This is a genomic window from Collimonas pratensis, from assembly GCF_001584185.1.
In the GTDB taxonomy this organism is placed as follows: Bacteria; Pseudomonadota; Gammaproteobacteria; order Burkholderiales; family Burkholderiaceae_D; genus Collimonas; species Collimonas pratensis.
In genome coordinates, this window is the sequence record NZ_CP013234.1 from 3270497 (window position 1) to 3286602 (window position 16106).

Genomic DNA, 16106 nt, shown 5'->3' on the forward strand with positions numbered 1-16106 from the left:
GCTGCAACATATAGGAATACTTCATATGAGGCAACTATATAAACCAAATGCACATAAGAAAAAAGGCGAACTCTCGTTCGCCTTTTTTGTATTTTGGCGGAGTGGACGGGACTCGAACCCGCGACCCCCGGCGTGACAGGCCGGTATTCTAACCAGCTGAACTACCACTCCTAAAACTGCTCGCAAATCTTATAAAACAAATTCGCATTTTCCTGCCTGACCACGCCGCAGAAAACACGACAGACTACTCGGCCAAACATTTTGGCGTTTGTCACCACGCCAAAGAACGCTAGTTTACAGCATCTTTCAACGCTTTGCCAGGCTTAAATTTAGGAACTTTCGCTGCCTTGATCTTAATTGCTTCTCCAGTGCGCGGATTACGGCCGGTACGGGCCGCGCGCTTGCCTACGGAAAAGGTGCCGAAACCAACCAGCGTCACGCTGCCGTTCTTCTTCAGCGTGGTTTTTACTGCCGCGATCATCGCATCCAGCGCGCGTGTCGACGCCGCCCTGGAAATGTCTGCCGACTTGGCAATATGATCGATCAATTCAGTTTTGTTCACTTGGGTCCCCTCATATGAATGGAAATTCGAGATGCGAGTTTGGCGATGCAATCAAGGTCAGCATCGCGTGCTAAAACATCGCGGGCGGAGTGCAGAAAAATTCTGCAAGCTCGTATTAAACAAGCCGCAAAGCCTTGTGTCAAGCGCCTTCCGGGCATTACGGGGTGGGTTTAACCTGATTTTACAAACTTGATAGATTCAACATCCGGCGGCTGCGCACCATAAAAAAATGGTTCTTCACGGATTCCCGGGAAAGGCGGCTTCCTTTTCAGGTTGTAGGGTGGGCACGCTTTTGTGCCCACGCTGTAACTATCCGCGTGGGCACAAAAGCATGCCCACCCTACGGTAAAAAAAAAGCGCCCTCACGGACACTTTCTTCAATCACGGAAATTAAGGCCGTGAATTCAACGGCTTAAAGAATTTAGTGCTTGACCACGCTGGGGTCGCTCTTCTCGCCAGTCTTGGCAACCGTCGCCGCATCCAGCACTGCTTCCTCTTCGGTCAACGGCACCGGCTGACGTTCCAGCGCGATTTCCAGCACCTTGTCGATCCAGCGCACCGGCACGATTTCCAGCTTGTTCTTGACGTTGTCCGGAATTTCGGCCAAGTCCTTCACATTCTGCTCTGGGATCAATACCGTCTTGATGCCGCCGCGATGCGCCGCCAGCAGTTTTTCTTTCAAGCCGCCGATCGGCAAGACTTCGCCGCGCAGAGTGATTTCACCTGTCATCGCGACATCGGCGCGCACCGGAATGCCGGTAAAGATCGACACCAGCGCCGTGGTCATGCCGACGCCGGCCGAAGGACCGTCCTTCGGCGTCGCGCCTTCCGGCACGTGGATGTGGATATCGCTCTTCTCGAAAGCCTCGCCCTTGATGCCCAGCTTCGCAGCCCGGCTGCGCATCACGGTGCGCGCTGCCTCGATCGATTCCTTCATCACGTCGCCCAGCGTACCGGTACGGATGATGGCGCCCTTGCCAGGCATCTTGACCGCTTCGATGGTCAACAGCTCGCCGCCGACTTCGGTCCATGCCAGGCCGACCACCTGGCCGATCTGGTTTTCCTTCTCCGCCACGCCGTAGTCGAAGCGGCGCACACCGAGGAACTTGTCGATGTTCTTGGTAGTGACAGCGACCTTCTTCTCTTGCTTCTTCAACAGCAACAGCTTGACTACCTTACGGCAGATCTTGGAGATTTCGCGTTCCAGCGAACGCACCCCGGCTTCACGCGTGTAGTAACGGATGATGTCGCGGATCGCACCTTCGGCGACGCTGATTTCTTCTGCTTTCAAACCGTTGTTCTTGATTTGCTTAGGCAGCAAGTAGCGCAGCGCGATGTTGGTCTTTTCATCTTCGGTGTAGCCGGACAAGCGAATCACTTCCATCCGGTCCAGCAATGCCGGCGGAATGTTGAAGGAGTTCGAGGTGGCCACGAACATCACGTCCGACAAGTCGAAATCGACTTCGATGTAATGATCCGAGAAAGTATGGTTCTGCTCAGGATCCAGCACTTCCAGCAAAGCCGATGACGGATCGCCGCGGAAATCCATGCCGAGCTTGTCGATCTCGTCCAGCAGGAACAGCGGATTGCGCACCCCGACCTTGGTCAGGCTTTGCAGGATCTTGCCTGGCATCGAACCGATGTAAGTACGGCGATGGCCACGGATCTCAGCCTCGTCACGCACGCCCCCCAAAGCCATGCGCACGAACTTGCGGTTGGTGGCGCGGGCGATCGATTGCCCCAGCGAGGTTTTACCCACGCCCGGAGGACCGACGAAACACAGGATCGGCGCTTTCAGTTTGTCGACGCGTTGTTGCACGGCGAGGTATTCCAGGATGCGTTCCTTGACCTTGTCCAGGCCATAGTGATCGCCTTCCAGCACTTTTTCAGCATTGCCGAGCTCGTTGTTGACCTTGGATTTTTTCTTCCATGGCAAACCGACCAGCGTATCGATGTAGTTGCGCACCACGGTGGCTTCGGCCGACATCGGCGACATCAGCTTCAGCTTCTTCAGTTCGCTCTGGGCTTTTTCCAGCGCTTCCTTCGGCATCTTGGCAGCCAGGATCTTCTTTTCCAGCTCTTCCAGATCCGCGCCTTCTTCGCCTTCGCCCAATTCCTTCTGGATCGCCTTGACCTGCTCGTTCAGATAGTATTCGCGCTGCGATTTTTCCATCTGGCGCTTGACGCGGCCACGGATACGCTTTTCCACCTGCAGGATGTCCAGTTCGCCTTCGAGCTGGCCCAGCAGATGCTCGTAGCGTTTGGCGATGTTGAAGATCTCCAGGATCACCTGCTTTTGCTCCAGCTTCAGCGGCAAGTGGGCAGCAATGGTGTCGGCCAGACGGCCGGCGTCATCGATGCCGGACAGCGAAGTCAGGATCTCTGGCGGGATTTTCTTGTTGAGTTTGACGTACTGGTCGAACTGCTGAACGATGGCGCGGCGCATTGCCTCCACCTCAGCTTCGTCGCCCAGTTCGGATTCCAGCGGCGTCAGGTCGGCAACGAAATGCGTATCGAGTTCGCTGATGTGATGGATACGGGCGCGCTGCGCACCCTCCACCAGCACCTTGACGGTACCGTCAGGCAGTTTCAGCATTTGCAAGATGTTGGCGACGCAGCCGATTTCATAAATATCGTCCGGCGACGGCTCGTCCTTGGCGGCAGCCTTCTGGGCTGCCAGCATGATGCTCTTGCCCTGCTCCATCGCAGCTTCCAGGGCCTTGATGGATTTAGGACGACCGACGAACAATGGGATCACCATATGCGGAAATACAACCACATCCCGCAAAGGCAAGAGAGGCAACTGAGTCTGTTCAGTAAATGTAGAAGTCGTCATGGCGAGCCTTATCAAAAAAACTTACTAATGATGTTGGCACGAGTGGCCGAGAATCAAGCCCCAGTTTCAACAATAAATCACCACTTCTATGGGAGCCTTCAGGAAAGCCCCCGTTTTTGCGTGGGCCAATAAAAAAAGCCACACGCGAAGCTGACTTCGGGTGGCTTTGCGATTGAAGCCAAATCGTATATTTTGGGAAATTGTACTACTTTTGAGTGAAAAACCTGCTTAAACCCCTGCTTTTTACAAGGCTTTACAAAATTACCGGCTTTTCCTACATGGCGCCGGCCGGGCAAAATCCGCCCCAGCCAGCACCGGCAAGACCAGAGCGCTTACTTGGCGCCGGACACCTTTGGTTGTTCATGGTAAATCAACAAGGGCTTGGCGCCGCTGTTGACGGTATTTTCATCCACAACTACCTTGGCGACGTTTTGCTGACTTGGCAAATCGTACATAACGTCCAGCAATACATGCTCCAGGATCGAACGCAGGCCGCGGGCGCCGGTCTTGCGGGCCAGCGCCCGCTTGGCGATGGCTTGCAAGGCGGCCGGACGGATTTCCAGCTCGGCGCCTTCCATCTGCAGCAATTTTGAATACTGCTTGACCAGTGCGTTCTTCGGCGCGATCAGGATCTCGATCAGGGCGGCTTCGTTCAGCTCCGCCAGCGTCGCAATTACCGGCAGGCGGCCGACCAGTTCAGGGATCAGGCCGAAACGGGTCAGGTCCTCCGGCTCGGCATCCAGCAAGACTTCGCTGGAGGTGCGCTGGCTCTGGCTCTTCACATTTGCCGAAAAGCCAATGCCGCTCTTTTCCGAACGCTCGGAAATGATCTTGGTCAGGCCGTCGAAAGCGCCGCCGCAGATGAACAGGATATTGGTGGTGTCGATCTGCACGAAGTCCTGGTTCGGATGCTTGCGGCCGCCCTGCGGCGGCACCGACGCCATGGTGCCTTCGATCAGCTTCAACAGCGCCTGCTGCACGCCTTCGCCTGAAACGTCACGGGTAATCGACGGATTGTCCGATTTGCGCGAGATCTTGTCGATCTCATCGATGTACACGATGCCGCGCTGCGCTTTGTCGACTTCGTAATTGCAGTTCTGCAGCAGCTTCTGGATGATGTTCTCGACGTCTTCGCCGACATAGCCGGCTTCGGTCAAGGTGGTCGCATCGGCGATCACGAACGGCACGTTCAGCATACGCGCCAGCGTCTGCGCCAGCAAGGTCTTGCCGGAACCGGTCGGGCCTACCAGCAGGATGTTGCTCTTGGCCAGCTCGATGTCGTCTTTCTTGCCGAGATGCTTGAGGCGCTTGTAGTGGTTATATACCGCCACCGACAAGATGCGCTTGGCCGGCTCCTGGCCGATCACGTATTGATCGAGCAGCTCGCTGATTTCCTGCGGCGTCGGCAATTCCGATTTCTGGCCATCCAGCGTCTCGACGTTCGAAGCTTCATCCGTAATGATGTCATTGCAGAGATCGATACATTCATCACAGATGAATACCGATGGCCCGGCGATGAGTTTTTTCACCTCGTGCTGGCTCTTGCCGCAAAAGGAACAGTAAAGCAGTTTTTCGCCGCTGGAAGATTTTTTATCAGGCATAAAGGCAGTATTTAAGTAAAACTAAGGGAGCGCATCGATCGGGTAAAAGCGAGGACGCGGCAGGCATTGATTTTATATTACCCGCGAAATCAAAGTTCGTCACGCCTAAGGCCGTTTTTGAAAAGCAAAACGCCCGTACCTTGGGGGCCGGGCGCCGAGCATTCCTTCAATTACGCAGTAATCAAGCGCGTGTCGCCAGGACTTTATCAATCAGACCATATTCCACGGCAGCATCGGCCGACATGAAATTGTCACGATCCGTATCCTTGCTGATCTGCTCAACGCTTCTGCCGGTCTTGTCGGCCAGGATGCCGTTCAGGCGCTCGCGCAAATACAGGATTTCGCGTGCCTGGATTTCGATATCCGAAGCTTGCCCTTGGGCGCCGCCCAGAGGCTGGTGAATCATGATGCGCGAATTCGGCAACGAGAAACGCTTGCCCTTGGCGCCAGCGGCTAGCAGAAAAGCACCCATCGAAGCAGCCATGCCGGTGCACAGCGTCGATACATCCGGCTTGATGAACTGCATGGTGTCGAAAATCGCCATGCCGGCTGAAACCGAGCCGCCAGGAGAATTGATGTACAGGGAAATATCCTTGTCAGGATTTTCACTTTCCAGGAACAGCAATTGCGCCACGATCAAATTGGCGGTCTGGTCATTGACCGGACCCACCAGGAAAATCACGCGCTCGCGCAACAGGCGCGAATAAATATCGTACGACCGCTCACCGCGCCCGCTTTGCTCAATCACGATAGGCACCATGCCGAGCATGTCAGTATCCAGTGCCGAATTACGATTAAAGCCTGTCATAGTATTCCTTATGGAGAGCGCTCAAAACCTAATCAATCCACTGACCGGGGCCAGGCTACCTGCCTGACCCCGGTTATGCAGGCTGATTAAGCCTGTTGCCCGTTGTTGCTCATCAATTCATCGAATGCGACCGATTTTTCAGTCACTTTCGATTTGCCCAACACGTAGTTAACGACGTTTTCTTCCAAAACAAGGGCTTCGACCTCTGCCAGACGGCGGCGATCGCTGAAATAATACTTCAGGACTTGTTGCGGGTCTTCGTAGCTCTGAGCAAAGTCTTCGACTTGCGCCTTGACCTGCTCTGGTGTTGCCTGCAATTTGTTTTCCTTGACCACTTCGGCCAGGATCAGGCCCAGGCGGACGCGACGCTCGGCTTGGGCGGTGAACAGCTCAGGCGGGAAAGGCATGTCATTGACCTTCATGCCACGCTGTGCCATGTCCTGGCGTGTCATTTCAACCAGACGCTCAACGTCCTGGTCTACCAGCGCCTTAGGCACTTCCAGTTCGCTGACCTTGATCAGGGCATCCATCACGCTGTCTTTGTTCTTAGCCTTGACGCGGGAGCCGACTTCACGCTCCAGATTGAGCTTGATGTCAGCGCGCATCTTGGTCAGGTCGCCGTCGTCAATGCCCAGGGTCTTGGCGAATTCCGCGTCGACTTCCGGCAGATGCGCCCATTCCAGCTTCTTCAGGGTGATAGTGAATTCGGCAGTCTTGCCGGCCACATCCTTGCCATGGTAATCCGCTGGGAAAGCCAGTTCAAAAGTCTTGGCTTCGCCGACTTTCAGACCGATAGTTGCGGCTTCGAACTCAGGCAACATACGGCCTTCGCCCAGCACGTACGCGTAGTCATCAGCCTTGCCGCCCTGGAACTCAACGCCGTCGATCTTGCCGACGAAGTCGACTGTCACGCGGTCGCCGTTCTTGGCTGTCAGGTCGCTGCCGCCATCGCCGTGCGCGCCTTGCTCGCCCTTGACGTGGTAGTGCACGCGCTGCTTGCGCAGGATGTCGATGGTCTTGTCGATTTCCGCATCGCTGACTTCAGCCTTGGTGCGCTCGACTTCTACTGCAGTCAGATCGCCGATCTTGACTTCAGGGTAGATTTCAAAAGTAGCGTCGAATGCCAGCGTGCCTTCAGCAACGCCCTCGCTGTTCTTTGGCTCGATCTTCGGATAGCCGGCGACGCGCAGGTTGTTTTCGTTGGCAGCAGTGTTGAAAGCATTGCCGACCTTGTCGTTCAATACTTCGGTTTCCACCTGATAGCCGTACTGTGCGGCGACCATCTTCATCGGCACTTTACCTGGGCGGAAGCCAGGCGCTTTAGCGGTGCGAGCGCGAACCTTCAGGCGTTTCTCGACTTCGGTTTGCACTTCGCTGATGGCGATAGTGAGGGTAAGGCGGCGTTCAAGTTTATCCAGAGTTTCGACTGCAGTTGCCATGTGGATCGTCCAAAAATTAAAAATTCCGTGGTGCGACCAGAGTAATCGGCTTAAATGTTGTCATTTTCACCCCAACCCTGTCGCGCTAAAGTCCGATATTCTATACGTAAAACAGCCCGTTGCGCCAAAACGCGTCACCGTGCGCCTGCATTAACAAGCGATCCAGCAGCTATTTGGATGGCAAAAGGCTGCCAAGCCCGCTTATTTCAGCGGAATCGGGTTTCCGGCGGACACCGGCACGGCGGTCACGCTGTTTTGCGGACTGCCATCTACCAGCTTATCCGAATAGGTAAGATAAACCAGCGTATTCCGCTTCGGGTCGACCAGACGCACTATATGTAAACGTTTGAACAACACCGACATGCGTTCGGTAAACACATCTTCCTGCAAGGGCAGCTTGCCGACGAACTGGACGGCTGCCGCAACCTGGCGACAGGCAATCGACGCCTCGGCCCGGTCTTCCGCCAAGCCGACCGTCCCCTTGACGCCGCCGGTGCGGGCGCGCGAGACATAGCAGGTCACGCCCTGCACCTTGGGGTCATCGTAGGCCTCCACCACAACCCGGTCGTTACGGCCGACCCAGCGAAAGGCGGTGCTGACCTCGCCCACCTGCTCTGATGCGGCCTGCACCGGCTCTGAAACCGCAACAAATGCAAGGCAGCATGACAAGGCTAGCAAGCAACGGGATGTTGTGCGCATATTTATTCCAAGAAAGAGAAATTCGAAAAAACCGATTGCATGCGAACCGCCCGCCTTTTTTATCCTGCCCTGACATAAAAGACAGGGACGTAAAAAAACCCTCGATAGAGGGTTCTTGAATATTCAGCGAGGCGGTAATTTGAAGAATACCGCTGGTGCGACCGAGAGGACTCGAACCTCCACAAGATTGCTCTCGACAGGACCTAAACCTGTTGCGTCTACCAATTTCGCCACGGTCGCATTTGCTTGCATTTGCCTTATACCTGCTCGATAGAGCTTGGCAATATCGGGCAGCCCGCTATTCTACTGCAAGCTGCCCGATATGGCGAGGGGCAAGACACTATTCCTGGCAAAATTCCGCCCTCGCCGCCATCCCCGCGCTACTGCGGTTTCTTGACCCGGAACCAGGCCGCGTACAGTGCCGGCAAAAACAGCAAGGTCAGGCCGGTAGCGACAATCAGGCCGCCCATGATGGCCACCGCCATCGGCCCCCAGAACACCGAATGCGACAAGGGAATCATGGCCAGCACCGCCGCTGCCGCCGTCAGCATGATCGGCCGGCAACGGCGCACCGCCGATTCGACGATAGCGTTCCATGGCGCCACGCCGCTGGCGATATCGTGCTCGATCTGGTCGATCAGGATCACCGAGTTGCGGATGATCATGCCGAACAGCGCGATCACGCCAAGCTGGGCGACGAAGCCGAACGGCCGGTGCAGGATCAGCAGCGCGGCAGCGGCGCCGGCGATGCCCAGCGGCCCGGTCAGGAACACCAGCAGCGAACGCGAGAAGCTATGCAGCTGCAGCATCAGCAAAGTGAAGATGATGAAAATCACCAGCGGCACGTTGGCGGCGATCGAATCCTGCGCCTTGCCAGCATCGTGGGCGGCGCCCGCAATGTCGATCACATAGCCGGGCGGCAGCTGAGCCCGGATCTTGTCGAGCTGCGGATTGATCTGGTCGGTCACGGTCGGTCCTTGCACGCCGTCGATGACATCGGCCTGCACGGTGATCGCCCAGTTGCGCCATTCGCGCCAGACCACGCCCGGCTCCCACACCAGCTTGACCGTGGCGACTTGCGCCAGCGGCACCGACTTGCCGCTGGCGGTCGGAATATTCGCCTGGTTCAAGGCATCGATGGTGGCGCGTTCGTCCAGCGGCTGTCGCACCACGATGTCGATCAGGCGGTCGTGCTCGCGATACTGGCCGATGGTGGTGCCGGTCAGCAGGGTGTTGACGGTCTGCATCACGGTTTGCGAACCGATTCCCAGCGTGCGCAATTTATCCTGGTCCAGATCGACCCGCAGCACCTTGACCGATTCGTTCCAGTTGTCGTTCAGGCCAATGATGTTCGGATTGCCGTTCATCACGCTCTTGACCTGATCGGCAATCACCCTGACCTTGGCGGCATCGGTGCCGCTGACGCGGAACTGCACTGCATACGGCACCGGTGGTCCGCTCGGCAGCAGCTTGACCCTGCCGCGCACTTCGGGGAAGCCATGCTTGAAAGCCTCGGTGATTTTCAGGCGCAAGGCGTCGCGTGAAGCCAGGTCTTTGGTCAGCAGCACCAGCTGCGCCACATTGGTCTGCGGCAGGATCTGGTCCAGCGGCAGATAGAAGCGCGGACTGCCGCTGCCGACGTAGGTCGTCATGCTTTCCAGTTCCGGCGCATTGTGGATGTAGGCTTCGAACTTCTTGGCTTGCGCTTCGGTGGCCGCAAAAGAAGAACCTTCCGGCAGCCACAGCTCGATCATCAGTTCCGGCCGGCTGGAATCGGGGAAGAACTGTTCCTCGATGAACTTGAAGCCGAACACGCCCAGCGCAAACACCATCAGCGTCAGGGCGATGGTGGTCTTGCGCCACTCGACGCACCAGTTGACGGCGCGCCGCACGCGCGAATAGAACGGCGTGTTGAACAGTTCATGATGGCCGTCGGCGCCGGCGGCCGGCTTGACCTTCAGCAGCAGATAGCCGATATAGGGCGTGAACAGCACCGCCACCAGCCAGGAAATCAGCAGCGCCAGCGCATTCACCGAAAACATGGAGAAGGTATATTCGCCGGCCGCCGACTTCGCCAGACCGATGGGCAGGAAACCGGCGGCCGTGATCAGGGTGCCGGTCAGCATCGGCATCGCCGTCGAGGTGTAGGCAAAAGTCGCCGCCTCCAGCCGCGACAAGCCCTCCTCCATTTTGCGCACCATCATTTCGACCGCGATGATGGCGTCGTCGACCAGCAAGCCGAGGGCAATGATCAGCGCCCCCAGCGAGATCTTGTGCAAGTCGATACTGAAGATGCGCATGAACAGAAAGGTGATCGCCAGCACCAGCGGAATCGTCAGCGCCACCACCAGGCCCGGCCAGACATCGATGCGGAACGGCTTGGTATGGAAACCGAGCGAGAGGAAACTCACCGCCAGCACGATCAGCACCGCTTCCATCAAGGTCTTGAGGAATTCATCGACCGATTCGGCGACGATTTTCGGCTGGTTGGAGACCCGCTCCAGGTTGATGCCGACCGGCAGCTTGGCCTTGATTTCCGCGGTGATGCGCGCCATATCCTTGCCCAGCGCAATGATGTCGCCACCCTTCACCATCGAGACTCCGAGGCCAATCACTTCCTTGCCGTTGTAGCGCATTTTTTGCGACGGCGGATCGATGTATTCGCGCTTGATGGCGGCGAAATCGCCGAGCCGGAAGGTAGTGTTATTGGCCCGCAGCTGCAGGTTTTCCAGGTCCTTGGGCGAGGCCAGCGCGCCGCTCACGCGGATCTGCAGGTTGTCGCTGGCGGTCACCAGTATGCCATTGGCTTGCAGAGCGTTCTGCGCGCTCAGCTGGTTGACGATGTCCTGCACCGAGATGCCCAGCTGAGAAAACTTTTTCTGTGAAAATTCGATGAAGATCTTTTCATCCTGCACGCCGAACAAATCGACCTTGGCCACCGACTGCAAGGTCAGCAGCTGCTGGCGCACGAAATCGGCATAGTCCTTGACATCGGCATAATTGAAACCGTCGCCGGACACGGCAAAGATGGATCCATAGGTTTCGCCGAATTCATCGTTGAAGAATGGCCCCAGCACGCCCTGCGGCAAGGTCAGCTTGATGTCGCCGATCTTCTTGCGCACCTGGTACCAGGCATCCACGGTTTCCTTGGGCGTGGCGGATTCCTGCAAAGTCAGGATGATCAGCGTTTCGCCCGGTTTGGAATAGCTGCGGATGGTATCTATATGCGGTGTTTCCTGCAGTTTCTTTTCCAGCTTGTCGGTCACCTGGTCGGCCATCTGCAAGGCGGTGGCGCCCGGCCATTGCGCCGACACCACCATGGCGCGGAAAGTAAACGGCGGGTCTTCATCCTGCCCAAGACGGCCATAGCTCAGGATGCCGCCGATTACCAGCACCACCATCAGGTAGCGCGTCAGCGGGATGTGTTCCAGCGCCCAGCGCGACAGATTGAAACCGCTTTTTTTGCCGTCGCTCATTGGGCGGCTCCGCTCGTGGCAGCAGCGCTAGCAGCCTTGGCCGCTGGCAGGCTGGCTTCCGGCGCATCAAGGATGGTGACCTTCTGGCCCGGCTTCAATTGATTGACGCCCGCCGTGACCACCTGCTGGCCGGGCTTCAAGGCGCCGCGTATCCATACTTCATTGCCGTGCTGGCCGGTGATTTCAATCGGCACCTGGCGCACTTGACGCACATTGGCGCCCTCGACCACCCACACCACGCTATGGTCCTGCACCCGCAGCAGCGCAGTGAGCGGCACCTTGATGGCGTCGTCGCTGGTCTTGCTGATGAATGCGGCATAGGCGGTCATGCCCAGCTTGACGTTGGGGGTATGGTCGGGAATCGCAATCTTGATGGCGTAGGTGCGCGTCACCGGATCGGCAATCGGCGACACTTCGCGCACCGTGCCGCGGATCAGCTGCTTGGGATCAGCCCACAGGCGCACCTGGACATCGTCGCTGCGGCGCAGCTGATCGACCTGGTTTTCCGGCGCCCCCACCACCACTTCCTTGGCGCCCTGGCGCGCCACACTGACCACCGGCGTACCCGCCGCCACCACCTGGCCGGCTTCCGCATTGATGGCGGTGACCACGCCGTCGACGTCGGACTCCAAAGTGGCATAAGCAGTCTGATTCAACTGCCCCTTGAAAGCCGCCTCGGCCTGGTCATAGGTCGCTTGCGCCGCCTTGAAGGCGGTGTCCTTGGCGTCCAGCACCGCCTGGCTGACGAAGTTCTTGCCGCGCAGCTCCTGATAGCGTTTCAAGTCGGCCTTGGCCGTATCGCGGTTGCTGGCGGCGGAACTCACCGCCGCCACCGCTTGCGCTTGCGCCAGCTGCAAATCCTTGGGGTCCAGCCGCATCAGCACCTGGCCGCGCTTGACCACCGTGCCAACATCCACCTGGCGGGCGATGATCTTGCCCCCCACCCGGAAGCCCAGCTGCGATTCGTAGCGCGCCTGCACTGCACCGGGAAGCTCGGAGGTGACGTCGGCATTGGCCGGATTGAGCACTGTCACGCGCACCGGGCGGATATCCTCGACCTTTTCCGGCGCCTTGGAACAGGCCGCCAGCAGGGTCAATGTACAAACAAGCAATAAATTGGGAGCACGCATCAAGCCGTGGAGAGGGGCTGGGTCGCGCTCGATTGCACGCTGAATTATCTGGGTCGGCACGTTTTTTCCTTTACTATTCTGGGCTATTGCCAGTTTGCGCATTGCCATCAGGATACGTAGTGATCACGGCGGGCTGCTGCAGCTTCCATCCCGCCCTCAAAAATTACTAACTCTAAAGTCAGTAATTATAATTGCGAGCGATCAAGTTTGCCCAAGGCTTTTTTGCGTCCGCCAGCAATTGCCACAAACATGGCTTTTTAACAAATGTTTTACACAGCGGTTTTACACAGCGGTTTTACACAGCGCCCCATGTCGACCAATCATTACGAAAATTTCCCGGTAGCATCAATACTCTTGCCCGCCCGCCTGCGCCCGGCGGTCCAGGCGATCTATACCTTTGCCCGCAGCGCCGACGATATTGCCGATGAAGGCGACGCCAGTCCCGAGCAGCGCCTGCGCGAACTGAACGCCTATGAAGCGGCGCTGGACCGGATAGAACAGCAGCTGACCGCCGAAAATCCGCTATTCCAGGCCTTGCATGAGGTCATCGTGGCATACCGCCTGCCGCTGGCGCCGTTTCGCGATCTGCTGTCTGCCTTCAAGCAAGATGTGATCACCACCCGCTATAAGCAGTTTGCCGACCTGCTGGATTACTGTCGCCGCTCAGCCAACCCGGTCGGCAACCTGATGCTGCACCTGTACGGCGCCGCCAGCGAGCAAAACCTGCACGACTCCGATGCGATCTGCTCGGCGCTGCAACTGATTAATTTTTGGCAAGACGTCGCCATCGACTGGGAAAAAGCGCGCATATACCTGCCGCTAGAAGATTTGCAGCGCTTCGGCGTATCGCAGGCGCAGCTCGCCAGCGGCGACTGCGACCATGCCTGGCGCCGCCTGATGGCGTTCGAGGTGCAGCGCGCACGCGCCATGATGACTGGCGCCCAGGGTCTGGCGCTGCGGCTGCCGGGAAGGATCGGCTGGGAGCTGCGGCTGGTGGTGCAAGGCGGCTTGCGCATCCTGGAAATGCTGGAAGCGGCAGAATACGATATGTTCCGCCGCCGGCCAAAACTGAGGAAAGCCGACTGGCTGCTGCTGGCCTGGCGCGCCTTGCGCATGACATAACAAAAATCGATAAAAATCAGCAAGCAAGCAGCATTTCTTACGTATACTTCGGGCAAGTCGTTTTCAAGCTGTCCGTAGCCGCCAGCACCAAGTATTCATTAGCGCTCATTACCGTTTTTTATATCCATGTCACCAGACGATTATTGCCAGCAAAAAGCCGCCCAAAGCGGTTCCAGTTTTTACTACAGCTTCCTGTTCCTGCCGGTCGAGCGTCGCCGCGCCATTACTGCCCTGTATGCGTTTTGCCGTGAAGTGGACGACACCGTCGACGACTGCACCGATGAAAGCGTGGCGCGCAGCAAGCTGATGTGGTGGCGCAAGGAAATCGCCGCCATGCTGGCCGGTAATCCCTCGCATCCGGTGACCCAGGCGCTGCAGCCGCACCTGCTGACCTATGGACTGGAAGGCAAGCACCTGCAAGCGATCATCGACGGCATGGAAATGGATCTAAACCAGACCCGCTACCTGGATTATCCCGGCCTCAAGCAATATTGCTGGCATGTGGCGGGTGTGGTCGGCATTCTGTCGGCCAGCATCTTTGGCGTAAGCCAGCCGCAAACCCTGCAGTTTGCCGAAAAGCTCGGCCTCGCCTTCCAGCTCACCAACATCATCCGCGACGTCGGCGAAGATGGCCGCAAGGGTCGTATTTATTTACCGGTTAACGAACTGCAGCAATTCAATGTCACCGCGGCCGATATCCTCAATGCCCGCTACAGCGAGAATTTCGTCAACCTGATGCGCTTCCAGGTGGCGCGCGCACAGCAAGCTTACGATGAAGCGTTTGCCTTGCTGCCCAAGCAGGACCGGCGCGCCCAGCGCCCCGGCCTGATGATGGCGGCGATCTACCGCGCCCTGCTCGGTGAGATCGAGCGCGATGGTTTCCATGTGCTGAACCAGCGCATTTCGCTGACGCCTATTCGCAAACTGTGGCTGGCCTGGAAGACTTATGTGCGTGGCTAAGCTGATCCCGTCCGCCTTCTGTTCGATTTCCTGAAATGGCCATCGAAGCACAGCATATTGCCGTGATCGGCGCCGGCTGGGCCGGCTGCACCGCCGCCGTCGAACTGACCCTGGCCGGAAATCAGGTCACCCTGTATGAAGCCAGCCGCCAGCTGGGTGGCCGTGCGCGCCGGGTCGATATTGACGATACCGTGCTCGACAACGGCCAGCACATCCTGCTCGGCGCCTACAAGCAAAGCTTGCAGATGATGCGCAAGGTCGGCATCGCTCCGGAGCAGGCCATGCTGCGCCTGCCGCTGCAGATGAACTACCCGGCCGGCAGCGGTGGCATGACATTCAGCGCACCGCGCCTGCCTGCGCCCTTGCATCTGCTGCTGGCCCTGTGGCGCGCCACAGGGCTGCAACGCGAAGACAAGCTGGCGCTGGCGCGTTTTTCCTCGGCCGCGCGCTGGATGGACTGGCGCCTGAACGACGATTGCAGCGTCAGCACCTTGCTGGAACGCTTCGACCAGACTGATCGCCTGATCCAGCTGATGTGGCGTCCCTTGTGCATCGCCGCCCTCAACACCCGGCCCGAGCACGCTTCGGCCCAAGTCTTCCTGGCAGTGTTGCGCGACAGCCTGGGGGCACGCAGAAGCGCCTCCGACATGCTGTTGCCGCGGCGTGACCTGAGCAGCTTGTTTCCGCAACAGGCGGCGGCCTTCATCGAAGAACGCGGCGGCAGCCTGGAATCCGGCCGCAGCGTCAGGCAGCTGCGGCGCGACGGCCAGCAATGGCAGTTGCAAAGCGGCGACAGCAGCCAGAACTTCGACGCCGTGGTCGTCGCGACGCCGCCGGAGATCGCGGCGACGCTGCTGGACGGCAGTGCCGACACCGAACTGCTGGCCATCTTGCGCAGCTTTGCCTACGAGCCGATTACCACTTGCTATCTGCAATATGCGAGCAGCACACGGCTGCCGCAACCCTTTTTCGCCCTGCTCGACGATCCGGACAATACGGACGGCGGCGCGGCCTGGGGCCAGTTCGTGTTCGACCGCGGCCAACTCGATCCGGCCCAGGCCGGCTTGCTGGCCGTGGTCATCAGCGCTTCGTCCGCGGCAATCCAGGACGGCCATCAGGCACTGGGCAGCGCGCTGGCAAGCCAGCTTGCCGCCGCCTTCAAACAGCCGCAGCTGGCGCAGCCCTTGTGGACCAAGGTGATTTCAGAGAAACGCGCTACCTTCGCCTGCACCCCGGGCCTGGCGCGGCCGGCCAACGACAGCGGTCTGGAGCGGCTGATGCTGGCCGGCGACTATACCGCCAGCGACTATCCGGCGACCCTGGAATCGGCCGTGCGCAGCGGCCAGCAGGCGGCCAGGGAATTACTGCTGCAGCTGCGCTAGCGGGCTGTAACGGCCGGGCAGTTGAAAAAGCTTCATGCCAGACATCAATTGAATTGCACTTCAGCCGCATTCTTTTCATCTAATATAGCGG

The 16106-nt window shown here is 58.2% G+C and carries 11 protein-coding genes and 2 tRNA genes; 3 read left to right on the top strand and 10 right to left on the bottom strand.

Annotation, left to right across the window (positions count from 1 at the left end; genetic code table 11):
• Positions 1-94: 94 nt before the first annotated feature.
• The 10 genes from CPter91_RS14635 to CPter91_RS14680 form a co-directional block, all read right to left on the bottom strand.
• Positions 95-171 (bottom strand) — tRNA-Asp (locus CPter91_RS14635).
• 118 nt (positions 172-289) lie between these two features.
• Positions 290-562, bottom strand: coding sequence for an HU family DNA-binding protein (locus tag CPter91_RS14640; protein WP_061941508.1), 273 nt, complete (start codon positions 560-562; stop codon positions 290-292).
• 421 nt (positions 563-983) lie between these two features.
• Positions 984-3398 carry an endopeptidase La gene (gene lon / locus CPter91_RS14645; protein WP_061941510.1) on the bottom strand — a complete coding sequence of 805 codons (2415 nt, stop codon included), beginning with the start codon at positions 3396-3398 and terminating at the stop codon, positions 984-986.
• 332 nt (positions 3399-3730) lie between these two features.
• The gene (clpX, locus tag CPter91_RS14650; protein ID WP_061941512.1) at positions 3731-4999 is read right to left on the bottom strand and encodes an ATP-dependent Clp protease ATP-binding subunit ClpX; all 1269 of its coding nucleotides are present in this window, start codon (positions 4997-4999) and stop codon (positions 3731-3733) included.
• 181 nt (positions 5000-5180) lie between these two features.
• Complete coding sequence (gene clpP / locus CPter91_RS14655; RefSeq protein WP_061941514.1) at positions 5181-5807, bottom strand: ATP-dependent Clp endopeptidase proteolytic subunit ClpP; 627 nt, start codon at positions 5805-5807, stop codon at positions 5181-5183.
• Positions 5808-5893: 86 nt separating this feature from the next.
• The gene (tig, locus tag CPter91_RS14660; protein WP_061941516.1) at positions 5894-7246 is read right to left on the bottom strand and encodes a trigger factor; all 1353 of its coding nucleotides are present in this window, start codon (positions 7244-7246) and stop codon (positions 5894-5896) included.
• 201 nt (positions 7247-7447) lie between these two features.
• Complete coding sequence (locus CPter91_RS14665) at positions 7448-7945, bottom strand: CreA family protein (protein ID WP_061941518.1); 498 nt, start codon at positions 7943-7945, stop codon at positions 7448-7450.
• A 153-nt stretch (positions 7946-8098) separates the two neighbouring features.
• A tRNA-Leu gene (locus tag CPter91_RS14670) sits at positions 8099-8185 on the bottom strand.
• 140 nt (positions 8186-8325) lie between these two features.
• The gene (locus tag CPter91_RS14675; RefSeq protein ID WP_061941520.1) at positions 8326-11421 is read right to left on the bottom strand and encodes an efflux RND transporter permease subunit; all 3096 of its coding nucleotides are present in this window, start codon (positions 11419-11421) and stop codon (positions 8326-8328) included.
• Positions 11418-12611, bottom strand: coding sequence for an efflux RND transporter periplasmic adaptor subunit (locus tag CPter91_RS14680; RefSeq protein ID WP_236905823.1), 1194 nt, complete (start codon positions 12609-12611; stop codon positions 11418-11420). Before CPter91_RS14680 ends, CPter91_RS14675 begins: the two co-directional genes overlap by 4 nt.
• A 249-nt stretch (positions 12612-12860) precedes the next feature.
• On the opposite strand from CPter91_RS14680, the gene hpnC reads away from it, so the two are divergent.
• The 3 genes from hpnC (at position 12861) to hpnE (ending at position 16015) form a co-directional block, all read left to right on the top strand.
• Positions 12861-13673 carry a squalene synthase HpnC gene (gene hpnC / locus CPter91_RS14685; RefSeq protein ID WP_061941524.1) on the top strand — a complete coding sequence of 271 codons (813 nt, stop codon included), beginning with the start codon at positions 12861-12863 and terminating at the stop codon, positions 13671-13673.
• Between the two features lie 126 nt (positions 13674-13799).
• A complete protein-coding gene (gene hpnD / locus CPter91_RS14690) occupies positions 13800-14633 on the top strand; it encodes a presqualene diphosphate synthase HpnD (protein WP_061941526.1) in 834 nt (277 codons plus the stop codon).
• 35 nt (positions 14634-14668) lie between these two features.
• A complete protein-coding gene (gene hpnE, locus CPter91_RS14695; protein ID WP_061941528.1) occupies positions 14669-16015 on the top strand; it encodes a hydroxysqualene dehydroxylase HpnE in 1347 nt (448 codons plus the stop codon).
• The last annotated feature ends 91 nt before the right edge of the window (positions 16016-16106 follow it).